The organism is Neopusillimonas aromaticivorans (assembly GCF_030344915.1).
In the GTDB taxonomy this organism is placed as follows: Bacteria; Pseudomonadota; Gammaproteobacteria; order Burkholderiales; family Burkholderiaceae_B; genus Neopusillimonas; species Neopusillimonas aromaticivorans.
The window spans coordinates 2,073,474-2,098,401 of sequence record NZ_CP128233.1 but is presented as its reverse complement, the minus strand read 5'-3'; the positions used below and the strand labels follow the sequence as shown (position 1 = coordinate 2,098,401).

Annotated in this window: 13 protein-coding genes, 1 tRNA gene and 14 pseudogenes; 10 read left to right on the top strand and 18 right to left on the bottom strand. The window is 56.6% G+C overall.

Annotation, left to right across the window (positions count from 1 at the left end; genetic code table 11):
- Window positions 1-9 precede the first annotated feature (9 nt).
- Both N7E01_RS11570 and N7E01_RS11565 read right to left on the bottom strand, forming a co-directional pair.
- Window positions 10-1,279 (bottom strand): annotated as a pseudogene (locus N7E01_RS11570) (inorganic phosphate transporter).
- Window positions 1,280-1,676: 397 nt separating this feature from the next.
- Entirely contained in the window at window positions 1,677-2,189 is a 513-nt protein-coding gene (locus tag N7E01_RS11565) for a MarR family winged helix-turn-helix transcriptional regulator (RefSeq protein ID WP_289172976.1), read from the bottom strand.
- 196 nt (window positions 2,190-2,385) lie between these two features.
- On the opposite strand from N7E01_RS11565, the gene N7E01_RS11560 reads away from it, so the two are divergent.
- The gene (locus N7E01_RS11560) at window positions 2,386-2,604 is read left to right on the top strand and encodes a hypothetical protein (RefSeq protein WP_289172975.1); all 219 of its coding nucleotides are present in this window, start codon (window positions 2,386-2,388) and stop codon (window positions 2,602-2,604) included.
- A pseudogene (locus N7E01_RS11550) lies at window positions 2,568-3,517 on the top strand (ABC transporter substrate-binding protein). The gene N7E01_RS11560 and the pseudogene N7E01_RS11550 overlap by 37 nt, the downstream one beginning before the upstream one ends.
- Before the next feature lie 83 nt (window positions 3,518-3,600).
- On the opposite strand, the gene N7E01_RS11545 reads toward N7E01_RS11550, so the two are convergent.
- Both N7E01_RS11545 and N7E01_RS11540 read right to left on the bottom strand, forming a co-directional pair.
- A complete protein-coding gene (locus N7E01_RS11545) occupies window positions 3,601-3,831 on the bottom strand; it encodes a diguanylate cyclase domain-containing protein (RefSeq protein WP_289172972.1) in 231 nt (76 codons plus the stop codon).
- Window positions 3,762-5,027 carry a sensor domain-containing diguanylate cyclase gene (locus N7E01_RS11540; RefSeq protein ID WP_289172971.1) on the bottom strand — a complete coding sequence of 422 codons (1,266 nt, stop codon included), beginning with the start codon at window positions 5,025-5,027 and terminating at the stop codon, window positions 3,762-3,764. The genes N7E01_RS11545 and N7E01_RS11540 overlap by 70 nt, the downstream gene beginning before the upstream one ends.
- Before the next feature lie 208 nt (window positions 5,028-5,235).
- Between N7E01_RS11540 and N7E01_RS11535 the strand changes: the two genes are divergently transcribed.
- The 4 genes and pseudogenes from N7E01_RS11535 (at window position 5,236) to N7E01_RS11520 (ending at window position 8,424) form a co-directional block, all read left to right on the top strand.
- Window positions 5,236-5,502, top strand: coding sequence for a hypothetical protein (locus N7E01_RS11535; RefSeq protein WP_289172970.1), 267 nt, complete (start codon window positions 5,236-5,238; stop codon window positions 5,500-5,502).
- The gene (locus N7E01_RS11530) at window positions 5,475-6,497 is read left to right on the top strand and encodes a hypothetical protein (RefSeq protein ID WP_289172969.1); all 1,023 of its coding nucleotides are present in this window, start codon (window positions 5,475-5,477) and stop codon (window positions 6,495-6,497) included. The genes N7E01_RS11535 and N7E01_RS11530 overlap by 28 nt, the downstream gene beginning before the upstream one ends.
- Before the next feature lie 48 nt (window positions 6,498-6,545).
- A pseudogene (locus tag N7E01_RS11525) lies at window positions 6,546-6,716 on the top strand (BrxR family transcriptional regulator); the annotation flags it as partial.
- Between the two features lie 169 nt (window positions 6,717-6,885).
- The gene (locus N7E01_RS11520; protein ID WP_289172968.1) at window positions 6,886-8,424 is read left to right on the top strand and encodes a DUF8451 domain-containing protein; all 1,539 of its coding nucleotides are present in this window, start codon (window positions 6,886-6,888) and stop codon (window positions 8,422-8,424) included.
- Window positions 8,425-8,734: 310 nt separating this feature from the next.
- Here N7E01_RS11520 and N7E01_RS11515 read toward each other — a convergent pair.
- The 7 genes and pseudogenes from N7E01_RS11515 to tyrS all read right to left on the bottom strand — a co-directional run bounded on the left by N7E01_RS11515 (window position 8,735) and on the right by tyrS (window position 14,613).
- Window positions 8,735-8,824, bottom strand: a tRNA-Ser gene (locus N7E01_RS11515).
- Between the two features lie 85 nt (window positions 8,825-8,909).
- Window positions 8,910-9,526: pseudogene (locus N7E01_RS11510) on the bottom strand (riboflavin synthase).
- Window positions 9,527-9,539: 13 nt separating this feature from the next.
- Window positions 9,540-10,671, bottom strand: a pseudogene (ribD, locus tag N7E01_RS11505) (bifunctional diaminohydroxyphosphoribosylaminopyrimidine deaminase/5-amino-6-(5-phosphoribosylamino)uracil reductase RibD).
- Between the two features lie 95 nt (window positions 10,672-10,766).
- Complete coding sequence (gene nrdR, locus N7E01_RS11500) at window positions 10,767-11,249, bottom strand: transcriptional regulator NrdR (RefSeq protein ID WP_289175804.1); 483 nt, start codon at window positions 11,247-11,249, stop codon at window positions 10,767-10,769.
- 51 nt (window positions 11,250-11,300) lie between these two features.
- Window positions 11,301-12,544 (bottom strand): annotated as a pseudogene (glyA, locus tag N7E01_RS11495) (serine hydroxymethyltransferase).
- 123 nt (window positions 12,545-12,667) lie between these two features.
- Window positions 12,668-13,299: pseudogene (locus N7E01_RS11490) on the bottom strand (YbhB/YbcL family Raf kinase inhibitor-like protein).
- Between the two features lie 88 nt (window positions 13,300-13,387).
- A pseudogene (gene tyrS / locus N7E01_RS11485) lies at window positions 13,388-14,613 on the bottom strand (tyrosine--tRNA ligase).
- Window positions 14,614-14,755: 142 nt separating this feature from the next.
- Here tyrS and N7E01_RS11480 point away from each other — a divergent pair.
- Window positions 14,756-16,186 carry a M23 family metallopeptidase gene (locus N7E01_RS11480; protein ID WP_434089510.1) on the top strand — a complete coding sequence of 477 codons (1,431 nt, stop codon included), beginning with the start codon at window positions 14,756-14,758 and terminating at the stop codon, window positions 16,184-16,186.
- Between the two features lie 43 nt (window positions 16,187-16,229).
- Window positions 16,230-17,365, top strand: a pseudogene (locus tag N7E01_RS11475) (anhydro-N-acetylmuramic acid kinase).
- A 30-nt stretch (window positions 17,366-17,395) separates the two neighbouring features.
- Here the strand turns inward: N7E01_RS11475 and erpA are convergent.
- The 7 genes and pseudogenes from erpA to pmbA all read right to left on the bottom strand — a co-directional run bounded on the left by erpA (window position 17,396) and on the right by pmbA (window position 23,595).
- A pseudogene (gene erpA / locus N7E01_RS11470) lies at window positions 17,396-17,763 on the bottom strand (iron-sulfur cluster insertion protein ErpA).
- A 40-nt stretch (window positions 17,764-17,803) separates the two neighbouring features.
- A complete protein-coding gene (locus N7E01_RS11465; protein WP_289172967.1) occupies window positions 17,804-18,538 on the bottom strand; it encodes a DUF6776 family protein in 735 nt (244 codons plus the stop codon).
- A gap of 76 nt (window positions 18,539-18,614) precedes the next feature.
- Window positions 18,615-19,678: pseudogene (gene argC, locus N7E01_RS11460) on the bottom strand (N-acetyl-gamma-glutamyl-phosphate reductase).
- 294 nt (window positions 19,679-19,972) lie between these two features.
- A pseudogene (rpsI, locus tag N7E01_RS11455) lies at window positions 19,973-20,364 on the bottom strand (30S ribosomal protein S9).
- 9 nt (window positions 20,365-20,373) lie between these two features.
- Complete coding sequence (rplM, locus tag N7E01_RS11450; protein WP_093969579.1) at window positions 20,374-20,802, bottom strand: 50S ribosomal protein L13; 429 nt, start codon at window positions 20,800-20,802, stop codon at window positions 20,374-20,376.
- Between the two features lie 199 nt (window positions 20,803-21,001).
- Window positions 21,002-22,100, bottom strand: a pseudogene (locus N7E01_RS11445) (TRAP transporter substrate-binding protein).
- A gap of 127 nt (window positions 22,101-22,227) precedes the next feature.
- Window positions 22,228-23,595 carry a metalloprotease PmbA gene (gene pmbA / locus N7E01_RS11440; protein WP_289172966.1) on the bottom strand — a complete coding sequence of 456 codons (1,368 nt, stop codon included), beginning with the start codon at window positions 23,593-23,595 and terminating at the stop codon, window positions 22,228-22,230.
- Window positions 23,596-23,718: 123 nt separating this feature from the next.
- Here pmbA and yjgA point away from each other — a divergent pair.
- Window positions 23,719-24,219: pseudogene (yjgA, locus tag N7E01_RS11435) on the top strand (ribosome biogenesis factor YjgA); the annotation flags it as partial.
- Window positions 24,216-24,887: an alpha/beta hydrolase gene (locus N7E01_RS11430; RefSeq protein ID WP_289172964.1), complete on the top strand. Its 672-nt coding sequence runs from the start codon at window positions 24,216-24,218 to the stop codon at window positions 24,885-24,887. The pseudogene yjgA and the gene N7E01_RS11430, both read left to right, overlap by 4 nt.
- Window positions 24,888-24,928: the final 41 nt, after the last annotated feature.

Here is a 24,928-nt window from a genome sequence, read left to right as displayed (position 1 = left end):
CGGCCGCCATCAAGGCCGATGCGGGTACAGTAATAACCCAGGCTGCGACGATCTTGGTAACTGCCGTGCGCTTGACCAGCTCGCCCCGATACACCCGGCGCATCTGCTTGTACTCTTTTTCGTCAGGGAAACATCGGCCTCGTGGGCTTTAAGCTCACTCAGCATGTTTTGCTTGGTTTCCATATCGGCCGCAGAAAAACGGTCCAGATACGCCTCAACGCCGGCCTTGTCCGCACCGCTGTGACGGTGCTTGATCCACTCGAGCATTTGCGAATAGTTCGACTTCAGGTGCTCGCGCAAAAAGCCCACGCCAAAAATACCGCCAATGGCAATATGAGTGGAACTGACCGGCAAGCCCAGTTGCGACGCAATAATGACGGTAACGGCGGCCGCCATGGCAATTGAAAACGCCCGCATCTGGTCAAGATCGGTAATTTCCCCCAACGGTACGGATCAGCTTAGGACCATACAAGGCCAGACCCAACGCAATACCTACCGCACCGATCAGCAGCACCCACAGCGGGATGGGGGCACTGCTGGACACTTCGCCGCTAAGCACGACATCGGCAATCGCAGCCAACGGGCCAATCGCATTGGCCACATCATTGGCACCATGCGCGAAACTGAGCAATGCAGCCGCACAAATAAGAGGAAGGGTGAAAAGCGTATTGATCGATTTTTTGGTGTTGCTCAGCGTTGAGACCCGCCGTGCAATAACCGATCCGGTCACAAGCCAGACCAGCAAACCAATGACAGCACCAATCACCGTAGCCAACCAGAAATCGACCGACCAGATCTTGTTCAGACCTTTGAGAATGAGGTAGGTGGAAAATGCAAACGCCATCACCCCGATCAATATCGGCACGGTTTTGCGTGCCGCCTGAACCATGTCGCTTTTATACGTAATGGCCCGCTTGATCCAGAACAGAAAGCCTGCGGCAACCAAACCACCCAGCACCGGTGAAATAACCCAGCTTGCAACGATTGTGATCATGACCTCCCAATTGGCAGCAGCAAACCCGCCGGCCATTACCCCGGCACCCAGCACAGCACCCACAATCGAATGTGTCGTGGAAACCGGTGCCCCTACGGCTGTCGCAAGGTTAAGCCATAGCGCACCGGCCAGCAGCGCTGCCGTCATCAGCGCCAGAAAATGATCGCTGTCGGGCACGGCACTCATGTCAATGATGTCGCCACGAATCGTTGACACCACGTCGCCCCCGGCAATGATGGCACCCATCACTTCAAAGATAGCCGCAATAACAATGGCCCCCGCCATGGAAATCGATTTGGAGCCCACTGCCGGGCCCACATTATTGGCGACATCGTTGGCCCCGATATTCATGGCCATGTAGCCACCGATCATGGCCGCCACCACCAGCATGATGCCCTGCTGCCCGGAAATACCCAGCCCCCAGGAGGCATAAATCATGATGGTGACAACGAAAAGCAGACCCATGCCAAAACGAAAAAATTCGCGCTGGCTACGCTTGGTTGCGTGCTGGATATCGGAGAGTTCCTGAAATTGCATATGAGATGAGGGGCGATTGCCACAATATGAAAGTTGCGTAATTATGACATTTCATGACAGCCCGCTAAAAGTGGCATTGCGGCAAATCAAGGAATTTTCCAAATCTTTCAGGGTTGTGTTCGCTGAACAACGGCCGGACTACCCCTCAGGCATCACCTCCACCCAACGCCACCTTGCGCAACAAGGCCAACAATTGCGTGCGCTCATCCAGCGTCAATGCTTCGGCAATTTCACGCTCGCACTGCTCAAGCGCCTCGGAATAACGCCGCAATTTCTCATCACCTGCCGGCGTCAGGTACAACGCCGAACTGCGACGATCAAGCCCTGCAGTTCTTTCCACCAGTCCCAACTGGGCAAGATCATCGACAACCTTGACGACGCTGGGGTTTGCAATGCCCAGCAACACCCCCAGGGCCGACTGATTGATACCCGGGTTGGCTGCCACCGCAGACAAAGCGCAAAAACGCGCAGGCGAAATCTCCCCCTGCTGATGCCGGATAAATGTGGCATCGCATCGCACACCGGTACGGCGCACCACGTACGCCAGAGAGTTATTGAGCTGATCAGGCTCAACGACAGCAACCCGGTCCCCGGTTTTATTGGCGGGGCTTTTGTCATGCAATGCCATCGGGGCGCGAACTTCTGTTTTCTTGATCATAAAAACACTGTGGGGGTAGAGCCTGGAGGTTAAGCGAACGATTCTAACTCACTCCATATCACGCGATCAGGGATTATCCGGTGTCCAAAAGACAGCCGGACCCTTGTACTTCAGAGCAACTATCGATACTATTTACACGCAAATAGTTCACCACACGAACTATTCACCATGCAATACAAATAACCGGAGACAAACCATGTACAAAAATGCTGCGGCCCTGGGCGTCGCCCTTGCACTTTCCTCGGCATCTGCCCTGGCTGACGTTAAAGTCGGCATCATCATCAGCGGCAGTGGCCCGCTGGCCTCGCTGGGCATACCGTTCAAAAATACCTTTAGCCTGCTGCCTGACACCCTGGGGGCGAACCCGTCAAATACATTTTGCTCGATGACAGCAGCGACCCGACCAACTCGGTAAAAAATGCCCGCAAACTGATCTCTGAGGACAACGTCGACCTGATTTTCGGTACCAACGGGTTATCCAGCACAACCGCTATCGCCCCCATTGCTGCAGAAAACAACACCCCTGTCATTGCCCTCGCGCCGGCCAGCCCCGAAGTTGCCAAAAACCCTTGGGTATTTGCTGTGCCCCAACCGCTACCCATCATGATGAGTGCTGTCGTTGACCACATGAAACGCAACGGCGTAAAAACCGTTGGCTACATCGGTTTTGCAGACTCATGGGGCGATGTGGTACTGGCGGGCATCAAGCCTGGCCTGGAAAAAATGACATCAAACTCGTTGCCGACGAACGCTACGCCCGCAATGACACCAGCGCGGTTGGCCAAGCCCTGAAGGTCATCTCGGCCCGCCCTGATGCCGTATTGGTTGGCGGATCGGGAACCGGCGGCGCACTGGGGCATGTTGCCTTGGCCGAGCGCGGTTACAAGGGCCAGATCTACCACAACCACGCCGTCATCAATCGCGACTTCCTGCGGGTTGGCGGACAACATCTTGAAGGGGCGATCGTACCCACGGGCCCAGTGATGGTGGCTGAACAGCTGCCCGACAACAACCCCATCAAACCCGTAGCACTGAAATTCGTACAGTCATATGAAGCAGCCTTCGGAGCGAATAGCCGTAACGCCTTTGCCGGCTACGGCCAGGACGCCTACATCCTGGCGGATAATGCGGTTCGTCAGGCTGCCACAAACGCCAAACCCGGAACCATTGATTTTCGCAAAGCTGTGCGAGACGCCCTTGAAACCAACAAAGAAATCGTCGGCACCCATGCGATTTACAACATGACCCCCACCGACCACGCCGGAGTCGATGAGCGAGCACGCGTTCTGGTCAAAATTGAAAAAGGTGACTGGAAACTGATACCTTAGGCTCGTACTGGCCGGGGCAACTGTGTGGCCCCGGCGCCATGACCATTGCACTGACATCCGCAAGCCTGACCACCGCACCAACGTCAACAGGTACGGTTTCGCCCACTGTGCTTGGCCTGATACAAGCGCTCATCAGCCATATTCACGACCTGCCGTGGCAAGACCGTGCCTTCACACCGTACCGTTGCCACCCCCAGACTGGCTGTTACATGACCCGCGACCGCCGAATGCTCATGCGGCAGGTTCAAGGCCTCAATCGCCTTCCGGATATTTTCTGCCACAACCCCTGCCGCCACTTGATCGGTATCGGGCAAAATGCAACAGAACTCTTCCCCGCCATAACGGGCCGCCAGATCTTGCGGTCGCCTGACGGCCCCTGGATCGCATGCCCCACCGCAGCCAGACAACGATCACCCTCAACATGACCATAGTTATCGTTGTACAGTTTGAAAAAATCGATGTCGACCATAACGATGGACAAAAAGGCCTTGTCTCGCCTGAGACGCAAATACTCGGCCGCCAACACATCTTCAAACCGGCGACGATTGGCCAGCCCGGTCAATGAATCAGTAATACTCAGATGCTCAAGTTCATCGCGGGCAATTTTCAATTGCTCGAAATTATTCAGCTGCGCCCAATATGAACGCAGGGCAAATGCAGCCAGCAGCCATACGATAACCAGCCCCGTCGCGGTTAACCAAAGCCGTTGTATCCAACCGGCCTGCCACTCTTTATCGGCCAGACCTACAACCACGGCAAACGGCAGATTTTCAATCTTTCGAATACTGTACAAGCGCGGCACGCCGTCAACCGGTGACGCCAGGCGCTGAGAGCGAATGGTCTCATCCGACTCCAGGAACGCTTTGACGACAGGATCAACCACCACCTTGCCCAACGCCGATGGTACTGCCGGTTTGCGTGCCAGCAACGTCATATTGCGGTCGACAATCGCAACAATGCCGGACGCGCTGGTCGAAATACCCGAAATCCAGTTCGAAAAGAAGTCCAGGCTGACACCAATGGCGGCCAGTCCGGTGAACGCCTCACCGGGAAACCGACGAGACTGGATCACCATGGGCTGCCCGTCGTGGCTGATGAACATATTGGACACATACGTCTGCATGCCAGGCGTCGTCATGGGCACACGACACCACTCGCGATGGCTGGCGTCGTACCCGACACGCGTCAGGGTATGCGTCACAATGCAATGCCCGTCGTTCAGGCCGACCCCAATCGCATTGGGAAACGTCTTGCGCTTTGCGTCTATATAACGGGTAATTTCGGCATGATCGACCGGATCTGTGGCCGGAAACTCAAGTGCAGACACGGGTACGGTAGAAACGATGTCGCGCAGAATATAGTCGGCAGCAACAAACGCGCCTTTCATCCATTCGCCAATCAGGAAGTTGGTGTTTTCAATTTGCAGCCGGGCTTCTTTTTCTTGCTGAACGAAGGCTTGTTTAAGGTCGTAAGCTGCAACACCCGCCAGTACTAGGCAAAGGAAATGCAAAGCACCAGGCTTTTACTTCGCTCGCTCACGACCTTCCCCTTGCATCACTCATGCCTTTAGCGCTGTGGTAATAACATTGATGTTACATCATGCTACGCTAGTGCAGACATAAGACCGCACCGCAATACCTCACACTGCGTAAAGCACGCAATTTGCAATCAATTGTGACCTGGCTCCAGTAACTTCAACTCATCAAAAAGGGATACTCATGCAACTGGCCATAAAAAGCGTTATTGCCAGTATCGTTTTGGTACTTGCCGGATGCGCCGTTTCGCCCGAGATGCACGTACACAACATGCTTCAGCAAACCAACGCAAGCATGGTCGCGGGTGACCTCGACAACGCGCATGGGTACATCGCATCGGCACTCAGTACCCCGGGGCAAGAGGCGCAGGTAACCCGTTTTTTGCTGAAAAGCCCGAGAGAAGAGATCTTTACGTCAAGATCATGGCACGTCATATCGATGCCCAGATGAGTTCACCAACCCAGGCCGCCATGGCACGCGAGCACATCGATCTGTCCCAGCGCATGGCCTATATCACATCCGAAGACGCAAAGGCCTTGAGTGAAAAGCTCATCGCTCGCGCGCAGCAGGGCAATACCAGTGGCAACATCGGCTTCATGCTCAGAGACAACCTCGCCGGGCTCGGGCTGAACTCTGTCAAGCATAAAGAAATCATTCTCAAACGCTCGCTGGCAGCCGCCAATGGCGCCATGGATGCACCTGACCGACAGACCGCCGCGCTCATGGCCTACGCCGCTGATCCGGCAACTCCAGCTGCCCACAAGGCACTCATACAAAAATCGCTCAATACTATACCTATCACCCGAAACGAAATGGAGCAGTACGTTCGACCGGTATTCCCGCAGTACGCCGACAAGCAACTGGCCAGCATGACGCTGAAAGCAGCGTTCAATTACCAAGGTGGCGACCGGATCGCCCGGGAAGACCTGCTTGACAGCATCAGGGAAAAGGTCAGGGGCGTTGAGTGGCTGCCTTACGGCTCAAGCGGCAACACCATTGTCAAGGTTGAGCGTCTACGACACCATGAACGCACAGAGCGGCCACGCAGTGAAGTGATCCGATACACACGCCGCGAAGTGAGCTCAATCTTTGTGACTCGCGACATGCCCGAGGGCTCGTTTTACTCGTACAGACTCACAAGAAGCGCTGCATTTATCGACTATGGCTATGAAGTGACTGTGCTCGTGAACGGCCAGGTTGTCCACAACACGATCGTACGCGGCACCGAACGATCGGAAAGTGCCCGCTGTTCGGATGCTGTCATTCGACGGCCGGGTGGGGGAGTCAGGCCTGCCGAATACGATGCCAACAATGACATGAAAAAACGCTGTCATTCCTCAGGCTTAGGCTCGCTGGAAGACCTGCGTCGCAGAATCGATGACAAAATTGCCGATGCCGTTCTTGCCGCGCCGCCTATTGCCAGAATTCATCATCTGAACTCATAGTCGGCAAACGCAATCATTTAATTCAGAATCTGGCGGACAGAGGGGATGCGCGTCGTAGAGCTTGAACTCGTGCCACACCCTGATCAGCCCAGGCCAGAAATTACCCACATGGATTACAGCATGCTCAACGGTTACTTGCAGCTTCAGCTTAGGGCAGCCACAGCGGGATACACCCTGCGCAAATGGAGTGTGGACTGCTCACCTGACCGTAGCCTGCAGGCTCACCGAACTGTAGGGATACCGAGTCGATGATGCGTACTGCCGAAGATTTATTGCAAGAACTCTCCTCTCTGGACGAGTCACACCGTATTGAAGCCAAGCGGGCCTCGCAGATCGACCGGTGCGCCCACGTGTCTCAGTAGAGGCGATCAATGGAAAAACCGTCGTCGTGGTTTACGTGGCCGAAGCCACAGCGACCGATAAACCAGTCTATCTGACTCGTCTGGGCCTGCCCAGAGGCGCTTATCGCCGTGTTGGCCCTACCGATCAGGAGGGCTCCGAAGATGATCTTATAGCCCTTTATGCAGGTCACCAAACGGATACCTTTGATGGCGCTGTTTTGGCGGATACCGACTTGCACGATATTGACCTGCAAGCCATCGACGACTATCGGCAGTTGCGCCGCCAAATAAACCCCGATGCGGAAGAGCTGACCTGGACGGATCATGATTTGCTGCGTGCGCTCGGCTGCGCCAAGCCCGACAAAGGCCAGTTGCGCCCTACTGTAGCCGGAATCCTGCTGTTCGGTACCGTCTTGGCTTTGCGTCGCTGCTTCCCAATGATGCGCATTGACTACATCCGCGTGCCGGGGCGGCAATGGGTCGAAGATCCTGATCACCGTTTTGACACCCTAGAAATTCGTGCGCCGCTGTTTACCGCTATCCGCCGCGCTACCAACACCGTGCGTGACGAGTTGCTGCAATCCTTTTCTCTGCCTGAAGGCTCGTTGGCACGAGAGGACGAGCCAACATTGCCGCTGCGTGTAATTCGTGAGGCCATCGTCAACGCTGTTATGCACCGCAGTTATCGGATTCACGGTGCCACCCAAATCATTCGTTACGCCAATCGGTTGGAGATTCGTAATCCCGGCCATTCCATCAAGGCTGAAGAGCAACTGGGCGAACCGGGTTCAGAAACCCGTAATCCACGTATCGCTGCAGTGCTGCATGAAGTGAACATTGCAGAAACCAAAGGCAGTGGGATACGCGCCATGCGCGAACTGATGCTGGCCAACGGCCTCTTGCCACCGACGTTTGAATCATCGCGCCGTCCGGATCAGTTTGTCGCCACCTTTCTATTTCATCATTTTCTGGGGCCTGATGATCTTGCCTGGCTCCGCAGGTTGACCCGTGAAACCCTCAGCGACGAAGAGGCGCGCGCCTTGGTATTTGTGCGCGAACTCGGAGCCATAGACAACGCCGCCTACAGAGCCATCAATCGTACCGATACTCTGGAAGCTTCCGGGCATTTGCGGCGACTTCGGGATCTTGGGTTGTTGGCAATGAAAGGAGCGGGCAGCCGCACGTACTACATACCGAGCGATGCTTTCGAACACTTGGCATATGCCGAGGCTGAAAGGGATAGTCACCAGCTCACCGGTGATAGTCACCACCCCCAACAGGATAGTCACCAGCAGCTGGCGACTATCCCGTCTGACCTACTTAGCCGCATTCCCGTGCCAGGCACAAAACCGCGCCGCGCCGTTATGCGTGCGCTGTTGATCGACCTGTGCGGCTGGAAGGCACTGAGTTCACGAGAATTGGCGGCAATCCTGGGCCGCCAAGATCATAAGCCACTGGTGCGCGATTACCTCAGTCCCATGGTAGCGGAAGGCCTGTTGGCCTACACCATTCCCGAAATGGAAAACCATCCTGAGCAGCGTTATACCGTCCCGCGCTCAGAAGTCGAAATCAAAAAGATTAGTTAGCGCCAGATCGTTCAATAGGCAAGAAATGAGCATGACCCGAGTCAAGCAAAAGCAATTAAGAAGGCGATTTAATTAGCATGGCACTACACCCATCCTTTCCCGACTCGCCGTCTGAGGTTCTTGGCCCTGCGGTTCGGTGGTTTCGAGGAGCCTTGGACGGGCTGCCACATCTTCGAGAGTAGTCGCATCAATGCGACCTCCAAATTTCTTTTACTTCCCGACGAGTACTGAACCGAAACGTATAACCAGCCGTATAAAGCAGCAACAATAAAGAAAAAGCCCTTGAAAATCAAGGGCTTAGATCAGAATCTGGCGGACAGAGGGGATTCGAACCCCCGATACGCTATTCACGTATACACGCTTTCCAGGCGTGCGCCTTCAACCACTCGGCCACCTGTCCTTTTCGCATTAAAGCGAAGTCCGCCATTCTAACAGAAAAGCGCACCGATGTGAAAATGCGCCCCAAGGCAACGCATTTAATACCCTTAACCCTTCAGGCTTACCATGCGCTCGACATAACGCGCAATCATGTCGATTTCCAGATTGACCGATACACCGGCCTTCAGATTCTTCAGGGTCGTGACCTGCACCGTATGCGGAATCAGGTTGATACGAATCTCGCAACTGCCATCGGCCAGGTCATCGACCTGATTCACGGTCAGGCTGACCCCATTGACTGTGATCGACCCCTTGTACGCCAGATACCGGGCCAGATTCTCCGGCACATTGATGCGCAAATCCCAGGACTCACCCACCGGCTCGAAACGCGTTACCGAACCCAAGCCGTCTACGTGGCCGGACACAATATGACCGTCCAGCGAATCACCCATGCGCAGGGCATGCTCAAGATTGACTTCAGCCAGGGCATCCAGCCCTGTAGTGCGATTCAGGCTTTCACGCGAGACATCCACTTTGAACGTATCCGCCGTGAACTCGATCACCGTCATGCAAGCGCCCTGGATGGCAATCGAATCACCCAGCCGCGTTTCTGTCAATGGCAAACCACCCGCACTGATGGCCAGACGGACACCTGCTGCGTCGCCCCCGGCAATGGCGTGATTTCGGTAATTTTTCCAACAGCAGCAACGATACCTGTAAACATGATGATTCCCTGATCAGTCTGTGTGCTTGCGTTCAGCAAGCGATAAATCGGTTGAAACGGCCGACAGCAACTGCGCCCAACGATCAGACCTGCGTACACGCAGGCGCAGGTCGGGCCCAAATAACGCCGGCTCAAGAAAGTCGTAATGCAAGACGTCGTCAAGCCTGTTCAGGGCCGGCAAATCATACATACCCTGCCCCGGCCCCAGCACCACTGGCGCCAGATACACCAGCAGCTCATCGACACACCCCGCCTGCAGCAATGCGCCATGCAAGCGGGCACCCGCTTCGACATGAACCTCATTGACTGCATTGGCACCCAGCCACTGCATCACTGCGTTCAGATCAACATGTCCATTATGCGCCGGCAACTCAACCACCTGAACGCCTCGAGCCACCAGACGTGCTGTTTTTTCAGGATCAGCGTGACAGGTGAACACCATTGAACCGGGCGTCTCAAAAAACGGGCTGTTTCGGGAACGATGAGCTTTGAATCAATCACGGCCCGGCGCGGTTGACGAGGTGTCGATACGTCGCGCACCGTCAGCAACGGATCATCGGCCAGCACCGTGCCCGAACCGGTCAGCACCACGCAACTGCGGGCCCGCCAATGGTGACCATCGGCCCGTGCCTGTGCCCCGGTAATCCATTGCGACACCCCGTTCTGCAAGGCTGTCTGGCCATCGAGCGACGCGGCAGACTTCAACCACACCCAGGGCTCTTGCACAACATGCGAGACACAAAGCCCGGGTTCAGCGCCAGCGCCTCTTCGGCGCACACTGGCAGTGTGACCTGAATGCCGGCCGCCCTCAATCGCGCCACGCCCTGCCCACCCACCAATGGATTGGGGTCAGACATCGCGATAACCACACGCGCAGGCCGCGCCTCGATCAACGCGTCGGCACACGGCGGCGTACGACCGAAATGACTGCACGGCTCAAGGGTTACGTAGACGGTTGCACCGGCGATATCGATACCGCGTTCCCGGGCCTGTCGTAGCGCCATGGCCTCGGCATGCGGCCCGCCAACGGCTTGCGTCGCGCCTGACGCCAGCACCTGGCCATCACGCACAATGAAGCAGCCGACACGCGGATTGGGATTTGTAAGATAGAGCACCTGGGCGCTAAGGGCGATGGCCTCGCGCATCCAGCGCACGTCCTCGAGGGACGCCTCGGCGATCGTGCCGCCAGGCCGTGTGCCTGACGCCCCTGACCTGACGCCGGCGTCAACGGAAAAACCATCTATCGGCCACCCTTGCCCGAACCACTGGCGGGTTCGACCTTGATCTCGTCGATGGCTTTTACGAACTCGCCGATGTCCTCAAAACTTTTATAGACAGACGCAAAACGTACATACGCCACCTGATCGAGCTTGATCAGTTCGTTCATGACCAGTTCGCCCAGGTAGTCGGTAGGCACCTCACGCTTGCCACTGGTCAGCAAGGTTTCTTCAATGCGCGCCACAGCGGCATCGACCTGTTCGGTACTGACCGGCCGCTTGCGCAGCGCCAGCTTCAGGCTGCCGCGCAACTTATCAAGGTCAAACTCGGTACGGGTACCATTGCGCTTGACCACGGCCGGCATGGTCAGTTCCACCCGTTCATACGTCGTGAAACGACGATCACAGGCGGCACACCGACGCCGACGCCGGATCGTGTCGCCTTCTTCAGATACGCGCGAGTCAATGACTTGCGTATCAGAACCATTACAGAACGGGCATTTCATGCTGTTGAACGGCCCGGGCGGCCAGCCGCCACGGGTCTGATCCAAAGCCGATTAACGGTAAACCGGCAAACGCGCCGTCAATTCATTGACACGTGCACGGACATCGGCAATAACCGCTTCGTTTTCAGGATTGTCGAGCACGTCGGCAATGAGGTGACCCGTGAGTTCGGCTTCGGCTTCCTTGAACCCCCGGGTTGTCATGGCCGGTGTACCCAGACGGATACCGCTGGTGACGAATGGTTTTTCGGGGTCGTTGGGGATCGCGTTCTTGTTGACGGTAATGTGCGCTTCGCCCAGTGCGGCTTCGGCCAGCTTGCCGGTAATGCCCTTGGGGCGCAGGTCGACCAGCATGACGTGGCTTTCGGTACGGCCGGAAACGATGCGCAGGCCACGTTGAACCAGGGTACGCGCCAGCACGTCAGCATTCTTGACGACCTGCGCAGCGTACTCTTTGAACTCGGGCTGCAACGCTTCCTTAAACGCCACCGCTTTGCCGGCAATAACGTGCATCAGCGGACCACCCTGGATACCCGGGAAAATTGCCGAGTTGATGATTTTTTCGTGTTCGGCTTTCATCATGATGACGCCGCCGCGCGGCCACGCAGTGACTTGTGCGTGGTCGAGGTAACAAAGTCAGCATGCGGAACGGGGTTGGGGTAGACACCCCCGGCAACCAGGCCGGCATAGTGGGCGATATCGACCATGAACAACGCGCCGTTATCGCGCGCAATACGGGCCATGCGTTCGAAATCGATACGCAGTGAATAGGCCGAGGCACCACCCACAATAAGCTTGGGCTTGTGCGTTTTGGCCAGTTCTTCAAGCTGGTCGTAATCGATGGCTTCGCTGGCATCCAGACCATACGACACGAAGTTGTACAGTTTGCCCGAAGCATTGACCGGCGAACCGTGTGTCAGGTGACCACCTTCGGCCAGGCTCATGCCCAGCACCGTATCGCCCGGCTTGAGAACGGCCATGTACACGCCCTGGTTGGCCTGCGAACCCGAGTTAGGCTGCACGTTGGCCGCTTCAGCGCCAAACAGTTCTTTCAGGCGGTCAATAGCCAGCTGTTCAACCACGTCAACGTACTCGCAGCCGCCGTAGTAACGCTTGCCGGGGTACCCTTCGGCATACTTGTTGGTAAGCTGGGTACCTTGCGCCTGCATGACGGCAGGGCTGGTGTAGTTCTCGGAAGCAATCAATTCGATGTGCTGTTCCTGACGAACGTTTTCCTTTTGAATGGCGGCCCACAAATCGGGGTCGACGTGATCAAGCGTACGCGAGCGATCAAACATGGAGAAATCCTGGAGAGAAGTGCAAAAAGTTCAGGCGGCATTTTAACCCGGCCGCCTTTGAATACGCCAAGCCTGTGCCATCCCGGCCGGTTGTGCCGCCAACCGGGCAGGCCACGACATGTTTTACGCCGTTTTCAGGGCAGGATTCAGGGTGTATTTACCTGTAATGGCAGCCTGTCCCAAAATGTGGCCTTCAATGGCTTTCAGCACATCGGGGCCCGTGAAACGGCCTTCAAGCGGGACACGGTCAATATCAAGCGCATAAACCGTGAAAATATAATGGTGCACGATAGCGTCATTCCAGGGCGGGCATGGGCCGTCATAGCCAAAATAATCGCCACTCATGTCACGGTCGGCCGAAAACCAGCCGGTGTAGTCATTGACACCCTGCCGCGTATCGTTCTGAGCCAACGGGCCACCTTTGCCGCGCGGCGTGATGCCGTCAGAGTAAGCGCCTTCCGCAATTTCCAGGGTTGACGCCGGTAAATCAACCAGCACCCAATGGAAAAAATCAACCCGCGGCAGGCTGGCAGGGACTTCTCGACCCTCTTGGTTCACATCATCCCCTGGCTGGGCACATCGAGGTCATGGCAAATGACAACAAATGAACGCGTCCCTTCAGGAACAGACGACCAGGCCAACTGGGGGTTCTTGTTACCCGCCAGGGCAACATGAGTGTCAGGATCAATTTTGCCGAACGCATTACGCTCGGGAATGAACTGTTGATCGGCAAACGATGTACTGGTCAGTTTCATGAACTCTCCTTTGGAAGAACCGAAGGCCGGCGGGCAGGCCGCACCGACCGGGCCAAAACAACCCCGGGTTGATTGCAGACAACCCGGGTTATTTGAGGGTAACCCGGGCAAACTTGCGCTTGCCGACCTGCACGACATAGGTACCGGCTGACAACTGCAACCCCTTGTCTTCGATGCGGTCACCGTTAACGCGCACACCGCCTTGCTCGACATTGCGCTGCGCTTCGGCACCGGACGCCACCAGACCGGCCTCGCGCAGCACCTTGAGAATGCCGAGCGGCGCCCCGGCCACCTGGACTTCCGGCATGTCATCGGGAATGGCGCCATCGCGGAAACGGGCTTCAAAACGCGCAAGCGCCTCTTGCGCATCTTGCGGTGAATGAAAACGGGCAACGATTTCCTGAGCCAGCGCCACTTTGGTGTCACGCGGGTTGGCACCGTCTTGAATGGCCTTCTGCAAGGCGGCTATATCATCTTCAGAGCGGAACGACAACAACTCAAAGTACCGCCACATCAGGGTGTCGGAAATTGACATGAGCTTTCCGAACATGGAGTCAGGGGTTTCAGTAATGCCGATGTAATTGCCCTTGGACTTGGACATTTTGTCGACACCATCGGTACCCTCGAGCAATGGCATGGTCAGAATGCATTGCGGTTCCTGACCATACTCTTTTGAAGCTCACGCCCGACCAGCAGATTGAACTTCTGGTCAGTACCGCCCAATTCCAGGTCAGACTTCAGCGCCACCGAGTCGTACCCCTGCATCAGCGGATACAAAAATTCGTGCACCGAAATGGGAATGCCCTGCTTGAAGCGACGGGTGAAATCTTCACGTTCCATCATGCGCGCAACGGTGTAACGCGAAGCCAGCTGGATCATGCCGCGGGCGCCCAGCGGGTCACACCATTCAGAGTTGTAGCGAATTTCGGTTTTCGACGAGTCAAGCACCAGGCTGGCCTGGGCATAGTAAGTACGGGCGTTTTCCTGAATTTGCTCGGCGGTAAGTGGCGGGCGGGTCGCATTGCGACCGCTGGGGTCACCGATCATGGACGTAAAGTCGCCGATCAGGAAAATGACGTTATGCCCCAGATCTTGCAGCTGACGCATTTTGTAAAGCACTACCGTATGCCCAAGATGAATGTCAGGCGCCGTCGGGTCAAGCCCGAGCTTGATCCGCAGTGGCACACCTGTAGCACGGCTACGGGCCAGCTTCTTTACAAACTCGGCTTCTACCAGCAATTCGTCGCACCCTCGTTTAACGACACGCAAATCCGCTTCAACTTCTGGGGTAACCGCAACTTCAGAGGAAGACATATAACGACCGTTTAGATGTAAAAAGTGAAAAAAACTCGAAAATTGTCAACCGATGCGCTAGCATAACGGGTTGATTTAAGTGGCGTGCGTTGCAAACTAACCACGGGCTTGATTTTGCAATTGCTTACCAGGTTGACGCGTAATGTTCAGCAAACAAAACCCTGCCGGCCCTGAACAGGCCGTTCAAATGACCACTATGTCGAAACACCAGCTAACTGACAAACCCAAACATCACTATATTACAGGTGGCCTTGCCCTTTTGGCACTTAGCCTGTTTGTCACTGCCGGCGCTCTGGCCGTCGTCAAACCCATCACTGAAGCCTCGCCACCCCCAGTATATCAAGCCCGCCAGGTGCTTGACCTGCCCAGCCCGCTGCCAGCCTTTGGCGAGTCAGCCAGTCTCGACGCCCCCTTCATGGATGAAACCCGAATTCGTTCGGGCGATACGTTGGCCGCTGTTTTGCAGCGCCTGAACATCCAGGAATCCAACCTTCAACAATTCCTGGTCCAGGAAGAGTCAGCGCGGTCTATTTACAAGCTGTTCCCCGGCCGCACAGTTCAGGCCGCCCTGAATGCCCAAGGCGGCCTCGAGTGGCTGCGCTACTACCATACGCCCGGCACACGCCAGGGTGGCGAATTCGTATCAAAATGGCTCGAGATCCGTCCCGATGGCAACGGCGGCTTTGTTGCCCAGGAACAAGCCGAAGCCACCGAAACCCAAATGCGTATTGCCGAAGGTGAAATCCGGCACTCGTTGTTCGGGGCTACCGATGCCGCGAACATCCCCGATGCCATTACCTTCCAGATGGCCGAGATTCTGGGCAGCAAAATCGACTTCATGCGCGACCTTCGCAAAGGTGACCGCTTCCGCATCATTTACGAAACACACTCGCACCAGGGTCGCGAGGTTGGCTCTGGCCGCGTGCTGGCCATTGAATTCAACAATGGCGATAAAGTCCATGACGCTATCTGGTTTCAGCCCGAAGGTGAATCAGGGGGCTACTACGACTTTGATGGCAAAAGCATGAAAGGCGCGTTCCTGCGCTCCGCCCTGAAAGTATCGCGCATCAGCTCAACCTTTGGCATGCGCCGCCACCCCATTCATGGCAACTGGCGCGGGCATAAAGGGGTTGATTACGCCGCTCCCACCGGCACCCCCATCCACGCAACGGCCGACGGCGTGATCGACTTCATCGGCGTTCAGGGCGGCTATGGCAACACAATCGTTCTGAAGCACGGCAACAATATCTCGACCTATTACGCTCATCAAAGCCGGTTTGCCGCCGGGCTTAAAAAAGGTGATCGCGTCGAGCAAGGACAACTGATTGGTTACGTGGGCTCTACCGGCTGGTCAACCGGCCCCCACCTGCACTACGAATTCCGCGTCAGCGGAACACCCATCGACCCGCTGTCTGTTGACCTGCCGGTCGCCAAGGTACTCACGCCGCCACAAATGGCGACATTCCAGTCAAAGCTCGGCGCATTTCGCAGCCACCTGAATTTTCTCGCCGTGCTGCAAGATCAGGACGAAACGGGCAACGACACCGAAATCAATCTGGCCAGCGCCCAATAACCACCGCGCCGCAACCCCGCCTTCTGGCGGGGTTTTTGCATTTATGTCCACTCCCATGAAGTCCTCCGTGTCCATCTATATCGGGCTCATGTCCGGCACCAGCATCGATGGCATTGACGGTGTGCTGGCTCAGTTTTCAGCCACCGGACAGCCCACGATCATTACCAGCACCTCAATAGCACTGCCCGAAAGTTTGCGACACGAACTGCTGGCTTTGAACCAAAGCGGGCCCGATGAGCTGGTTCGGGCGGCGAGAGCCGCCAACAGCCTGGCCGCTCACTATGCGGCGGCATGCCGGCATCTGCTGGAAAACACCCACCTTGAGACAAACGATATCAATGCCATTGGGGCCCACGGCCAGACAGTACGGCACAACCCCGGCGCAGGTTACACCCTGCAATTGAATGCCCCGGCCTTGCTGGCAGAACTGAGCGGCCTCAATGTCATTGCCGACTTTCGTACGCGCGACGTTGCTGCTGGCGGTCAGGGTGCGCCACTGGTCCCCGCTTTCCATGCCGCGGTGTTTAGCCACCACAAGCCGCGCATTGTGCTGAACCTGGGCGGCATGGCCAACATCAGCGTGCTGGACCCAGGGGAACCGGTTCGTGGTTTCGATACCGGGCCGGCCAATGTCCTTCTTGATCTCTGGTGCGAGCGTCACACTGGTCAAGCTTACGATAAAAACGGTGAATGGGCGGCCAGCGGCACCTCCTGCACAGGGCTGCTTCATCACCTGATTCACAGTGAACCCTGGTTTGCAGCGCCACCGCCAAAATCAACCGGTCGCGACCTGTTCAACGCGGCGTGGCTGGACGAACGATTACGCGCCTGGCAATCATCACACCCGGCAGCGAAACTTGACCCTGCCGATATTCAGGCCACCCTGGTGGAACTGACGGCACAAAGCGTTGCAGATGCGATACGACAAGAAGCACCAGACAGCGAAGATATTCTGGTATGCGGAGGGGAGCATTCAATGCCGGCCTGATGCAGGCCTTGGCCAAAGCCACAGGGTTACCCGTGGTAACGACTGACGCGGCTGGGGTGCCTGTGCAGATGGTTGAGGCCCTGGCCTTTGCCTGGCTGGCCTGGGCCTATGACAATAACCACCCGGCCGGACTGCCATCGGTGACGGGTGCCCGCAAGCCGACGATACTGGGGTGTTTGTACAAAGCCTAGAGGGTCGGCCGGCCCAGGCCGGCCATCAAATCAGGCCGAGAACGACGAACCGCAACCGCACGTGGATGTGGCGTTCGGATTTCGAATCACGAACTGGGAACCCTCAAGGTCGTCTTTGTAGTCGATTTCAGCGCCCACCAGATACTGGAAGCTCATCGGGTCGATCAGCAACTGAACGCCTTCCTTGTCGATGGCGGTGTCATCGTCATTGATGACCTCATCAAAGGTGAACCCATACTGAAACCCCGAACAGCCGCCACCCTGAACGAACACGCGCAGCTTCAAATCGGGATTGCCCTCTTCAGCCAGCAAATCTTTTACTTTTGCGGCGGCAGCGTCGGTAAAACCAACGGTGGCGGCGGGATCTGGAGATCAACGGTTTCTGTCACAGTGCTCATTTTTTCAACTCCGTGCGGCCACAGGCCGCCATTAACTGCATTAGTACGTAGAACCGACCGGTTCGGAAGTGGCTACAGACGCGGAGCGCGTGGCACGCACGTTGGCACCTTCCATGATATTGAGCGTGACCGATTTCACGACAAAGCCAGGCGGTACGCCTAGCAGGCCCTCGGCCCGCTGGAACTGGTCGAAACTGAGCTGTAGCGGATTCTTGCCGGACCCGCCCGACACTTCAGACTGGGGGTCGGCTGCCGCAGCAGCGCTGAGTGTCATTTTAACGTTTTTGCCATTTTGCACCCCATTAGCCACAAACTCCATAAGGCCATTAAAGGCTGTACCTTGCGCACCGTCGCGCATCAGCAAAACACGATAGGCCAGCAAACCGGCACGCGGCTCAAGATCGAATGCCCGGACGGTCACGGCACCCGCAGGCCCCGGCGGCAACAATTGCTCATAAAACGCCAGACGCTCGCGGGTTGTTGCAAGCTCGGTTTGCGCCTTCTGCAAAGAGGCTTCCAGGGCCGTGCGCGTGGTCTGTTCGATAAGCAACTGACTTTGAAGTGCATCTCGGGCAGACGCCAAACCGGAAAGCTCGTGCCGGTACTGGGCTGACATGACATCAAGCCGTGTCTGCAGGGCCGAGGCCGCCACCGCATCGCCATCGGGCCGCCCCGACTGACCCGCGCGGAACCCCGCCGCCAAGGCCATGACAACCACCAGCAACCACACCAGATGCGAAACCCAACGCGAAACACCAGACAGCTTATTGCTCATGGAGTAATGACCCTGCACCGGATTAAAAGTTCCGCGTCAGCGAGACGACATGAGGCCTGCGCGAACCGGGCCGTTGTTATGGCAGAACCGCGACGTGCTCAAGGCCGGTCGTTTCGGGCAAACCAAACATGATGTTCATGTTCTGCACCGCCTGACCTGAAGCCCCCTTGACCAGATTGTCCTGAATAACCAAGACCACCAACTGATCAGGGCTTGGGCGATGCACCGCGATGCGCAACTGATTGGATGCGCGCACGGAACGCGTCTCAGGGAGACTTCCGGCCGGCATCACATCAACAAAGGCTTCATCCGCGTAACGTGCTTCGTACAGCGCCTGGAAATCGGTGTCGATGGCCTCGGGCAAGACGCGCGCATAAATGGTCGAGAACATGCCACGGATCATGGGAACCAGGTGAGGTACAAATGTAAGCCCTACCGGTTGGCCGGCAATGCCGGCCAACTGTTCGGAAATTTCAGGATGATGACGGTGGCCCGAAACCCCGTACGCTTTGAAGCTGTCGCTGGCTTCCGAGAACAGGGTAGCCACCTCAGCCTTGCGCCCTGCCCCCGAAACGCCCGATTTGCAATCGGCAATGATGTGACCGGCATCAACCAGCGCTTTACCGCCCTCGAGCAAGGGCAGCAAACCCAAAATGACCGTAGTGGGGTAGCAGCCAGGATTACCCACCACACTGGCACCGGCAATACGGGTACGGTTCAGTTCGACAAGCCCATACACCGAGTCGGCAAGAATGTCGGGGCAGCCATGCGGCATTTTGTACCACTGCTCGAATACAGCGGTATCTTGCAAACGGAAGTCGGCGGCCAGATCAATAATACGCACACCTTTTTCAAGCAAGGCATAGGCCTGACTCATGGCGACACCATGAGGCGTTGCAAAGAACACCACATCGCACTCATCAAGTGCAGCTTTCTCGGGGTGGAAAAACACAAATCAACGCGGCCACGAAGATTCGGATACATCTGGGCAACCGGCATGCCATCTTCTTTACGCGATGTAATGGCCGTAAGTTCAACCCCGGGATGCTGGGACAACAAACGCAACAGCTCGACGCCGGTATATCCGGTACCACCCACAATACCGACCTTGATTTTTTTGCCCACCGTACCTGCAGCCATGTAATACCCCAAAAATTAGTGTGTTCAATTTCGTAATTATGCAACGCCTGCGTACAGCGTGCAGGAACGATGATTCTGCAGCGTGTTTATTACAGCACTGCCTAAGACGTGATGACGTCGTACAACAACCCGCAGGCATGCCTCAATACGCTGGGTTTAACCACCGCCCAGCGGGGCGTACAGCCACACAGGTATGTACCCATGCCGGGAGCACACAAAGCAAAAGCCCCGGCCAGAGCCAGGGCTTTTGCAAGACCCGGATGCCATGCACCCGGACTTTTTCGACAAGACAGCTTAACGCTTGCTGAACTGCTTGCGACGACGTGCCTTGTGGAAACCGACTTTTTTACGTTCGACTTCGCGGGCATCGCGAGTAACAAGACCTGCTTGCTTGAGCGCGGGCTTGAGCGTTTCGTCGTAGTCGATCAGGGCACGTGTGATGCCATGACGCACTGCGCCGGCCTGACCGCTTTCGCCGCCACCATGAACGTTGATATGGAAATCAAACGATTCGAGGTGACCGGTGAGTTCGAGCGGCTGACGCACGATCATGCGGCCGGTTTCACGGGCGAAGTATTCATCGACAGGCTTGCCGTTGACGACAATGTTGCCTGAACCTTTTTCAAGAACACGCGAGCTACCGATGTTTTGCGGCGGCCGGTGCCATAGTTCCAATTACCGATCATGACCTGTCCTTAGATTTCCAGCGGTTTAGGCTGCTGAGCGGAGTGCGGGTGCTCGGCGCCGGCGTAAATCTTGAGCTTCTTGGCCATGGCGTAACCCAGCGGGCCTTTGGGCAACATGCCTTTGACCGCTTTCTGGAGGGCACGACCAGGAAAACGCTGCTGCATTTTCTGGAAGTTGGTTTCGGTGATACCGCCGGGATAGCCCGAGTGACGGTAGTAGCGCTTGTCGAGCGCTTTGTTACCGGTTACGACGATGTCGGCCGCGTTGATGATAACGATGTAATCACCGGTGTCAACGTGTGGTGTGAATTCTGGTTTGTGCTTGCCGCGCAGACGACGTGCGACTTCGCTGGCCACACGCCCGAGGACTTTACCCTTGGCGTCAATCACGTACCAGTCACGTTTGACTTCATGCGGCTTGGCCACAAAGGTCTTCATGATGGTTCCTGTTTCAGAGGGTGCGCAACACACTGACACTGCAAGAAAAAGGCAGGCAGCCCATTGCGCAAATTAAAAGAGTCTTTTACCCGGGGGCATCAAAGCGTTGTTATAAGGCTGGCTTTGCCAAACCCATGGTTCGCCCGTACACACCCAGAAAAGCCCACTATAGTAGCATAAATTATTGTTTTTCTGAAGCTTATTGGCGCGCCCGGGCCAGCGCTGTTGCCAGATAGTTATCATAACTACCTTCCGCCAGACGGAACCACGGTGCCACCTCATCGCGAAAGGCCATGTAGTTGTCGTAGACTTTCTTGAACCCGGGGTCTTTATCGCAGAATTCTTTGTACACCGCGTTGGCCGCTTCGAACGAAGCGTTCATGACATCAAGCGGGAACGCACGCAACACCGCGCCGCTGGCAACCAGGCGACGCAAAGCCGCCGCATTATGGGCATCGTAATCGGTGAGCAATTGCTGGCCGGCATACCGCGAAGCCATGGCAATAATCGACTGATAGGGCTTGGGCAACTGGTTATAGGCCCCTTCGTTCACATACAGCGACAACTGGGCTGAACCTTCCCACCAACCCGGGTAGTAATAGTATTTGGCCACTTTTTGCAGCCCCAGCTTTTCATCATCGAGCGGACCCACAAATTCGACGGCATCCAGCGTCCCCTTTTCAAGCGACGGGTAAATGTCGCCGGGCGGAATCTGCTGGGGCACCACCCCCATACGCGACAACACCTCGCCCGCGAACCCGGCCGTGCGCATTTTCAGGCCCTTGAGGTCTGCGGGCGTCTTGATTTCCTTGCGATACCACCCCCATCTGGGTGCCGGTATTGCCCATGGGAAAGTTCACGATCTTGCGAGTAGCAAACAGCTCGCGCATCAGTTTGAGCCCATCGCCCTGATCCATCCAGGCATTCATCTGGCGAGCATTCAGGCCAAATGGAACCGCCGTATCAAAACAGAACGTGGGGTCTTTGCCGTAGAAATAGTAGGACGCGGTATGACCGCACTCTACCGTATTGTTGCTGACGGCGTCCATGACCCCGAAGCCAGGCACAATTTCGCCGCCCGGATACAAGCGAATGGAAAAATTGCCGCCGGAGGCTTCCTCAACCATCTTGCAGAACGTTTGCGCCGAGCGGTACAGCGGCGGCAGCGACGGTGTGTAGGTTGAGGTCATTTTCCAGCTGACCTTGGGGTTGGCCTGGGCCATGACGGGTGCGGCCAGAACAGCGCTACCTGCCACCGCCCCGAAACCCGCTTTTTTCAGAAATGAACGACGCTGCATAATGGTTGAGCCCCTGTAGATTGGAAATACATACTGCCTGCACCGAAAAAACCGACGTAACGCCTGCACCGAACAGTTCCGCATCTCGCCTCGGCCAGACAGCCTATTGCCCGGCGACCACGGCGTTTTATTGCCCGGCAACCGCCATTCTTTCGATCAAAATGGAACCACTGGACTTGGCACCCCGCACCAGCGTGTCGGCACCTACCGCAACAATTTGGCGAAGCATGTCAGCCAGATTGCCGGCAATGGTGATTTCCTGGACAGCATGCTGGATTTCACCGTTTTCAACCCAATAGCCAAACGCACCCCGGGAATAATCGCCGGTCACGTAATTGACCCCCTGCCCGATCAGCTCGGTGACCAGCAGGCCCGTGCCCATTTTCCTGAGCATGGCCTTGAAATCGTCATCGGGGCTGGTGAGACGCGAGGTCAGGACGAGATTATGAGAACCCCCGGCGTTACCGGTGGTTTGCATGCCCAGCTTGCGTGCAGTGTATGTTGACAGGAAGTACCCCTGCAGCACCCCGGCCAGAACGACATCGCGTGGCACGGTACGTACACCCTCATCGTCAAAGGCCGAGCTTCCCATGCCACCGACAATGTAAGGATCCTCACGCACATCGAGATGGTCAGCCAATACCGGTTTGCCCAACGAGTCGAGCAGGAAACTGGCCTTGCGATACAGCGCCCCGCCGCTGGTGGCCTGCACCAGCGCGCCCAGCAAACCCACTGCCAGCGGTGCTTCGAACAAGACGGGGTAATGACCGGTTTTGATACGCCGGGCCGACAGCCGCGCCAGGGTGCGCTGGGCCGCATACTTGCCCACCGCCCCCGGTTTGGCCAGCAACTGCGCATCACGCGCACTGGTGTACCAGTAGTCACGCTGCATGTTGTTGCCTTTGCCGGCAATCGGTGCCACCGAAATGCTGTGACGCGAATAGGGATAGCCTCCCATGAAGCCACGCGAGTTACCCAACACGAAGTGCCCCTCGAATGTCGCCACGGATGCGCCGTCGGTGTTGGTAATAAGCGGACTGACTTTGCGCGCCGCTTTTTCTGCCTTCAAGGCAATGGCAGCGGCCTCATCGGAGCTCAAGGCCCAGGGGTGATGCAATTTCAGATCGGGAAAATCATGGGCCAGAAACTCGGCGTCGGGCAGACCGGCAGCCGGGTCGGCCGCGGTATAGCGGGCGATATGCCACGCCGCATCAACCGTTTCACGCAAGGCCTTGGACGAAAAATCGGAAGTGGAGGCTGAACCGCGCTGCTGACCGGCAAAAACCGTCACGTCCAGCGAACGATCACGGGTTTGCTCGACCGTTTCAATATCGTCATTACGTACCGATACCGACAACCCCGAGCTTTCGGAGACTTCAGCCGCAGCATCTGAGGCACCCAGCGAACGTGCGTAGTTCAGCGCCTCTTGGACAAGCTCGCGGAAACGGGCCTGGTTTTCAGAAATGGGAAGGTAGGACTTGGTTTTTTTGCTCATTGCCGCTCTTATCAGGTTAGGCAGTTATCATATCGCCAATTACGCTTTGATTTTATCGGCCACTATGCAAAACGACCCCGAATACGATTCCGAACACGACGATGAATTCGACGATGACCGCCCCCCAGCAAATCGCAAGTCAAACGCGAAATGCTGGCACTGCTTGACCTGGGCAAGCAACTGGTTGACCTGTCGCCCGAAAAACTCAAGCAATTGCCATTAAGCGAAAAGCTGTTTGAAGCCATTCGATTGGCACAAAAGATCAGCAATGCCCGCGAAGGACGTCGCCGCCAGGTGCACTACGTCGGGAAACTGATGCGCGATGCCGATGCCGACGCCATCCGGCGCCAGCTGGACATCTGGGAAAACGGCTCACGCGAACAGACGGCGGCCATGCACCGCCTGGAAACCCTGCGCGATCTGCTGCTGACCGATGACAACGCCCTGACCCAACTGCTGAACGAATACCCCGGCGCCGATGTTCAGCACCTGCGGGCACTGATCCGTGCCGGGCGCAAGGAAAAAGACGCCAACGCCAACCTGTTGCCCGGCCAAAGCCCGCAACGCAAACATTACCGCGCCCTGTTCCAGGCTCTTAAAACGTTGGATGACGCCACCCCATGAACACCCTGCTGGAAACCCTTGAAACTGAAACCGCCCCCAATCCGACCCATGCTGTCATCTGGATGCATGGCCTGGGGGCTGACGGCAACGACTTTGCCCCAATCGTACCCGAGCTGGGGTTGGGTACATCGCCGGCCATCCGGTTTGTCTTCCCCCACGCTCCGGTACAACCCGTGACCATCAACAATGGCATGCACATGCGGTCGTGGTACGACATTTTGCACATGGATATCGGCGCGCGCCGCGAAGACGAAGCCGGCATTCGCCAATCACAGCACCACATCGAAGCCCTGATCAAGCGCGAAAACGAACGCGGCATCCCCACCAAAAACATTGTTCTTGCCGGGTTTTCGCAAGGCTGCGCCATGACACTGCACACGGGTTTGCGCCACCCTGAAACGCTGGCCGGGCTGGTTTGTCTGTCCGGGTACTTGCCCTTGGCCGACAAACTGTCCGACGAGCGCCACGATGCAAATGCGCAAACCGCCATTTTCATGGCCCACGGTACACAAGACCCTGTTGTCGCCATCGAACGCGCCCAGGCTTCCGCTCAGCAACTTCACGCGCTTGGCCAGCCATTGCAGTGGAAAACCTACCCCATGCCTCATTCGGTATGCCTGGAAGAGATTCGTGACATCGCGAACTTCCTGAAACAGGTTTTCGCCTGACCCTCCCGATAGGTCTGACCTGTTCAACAAAAAGCCGGTCG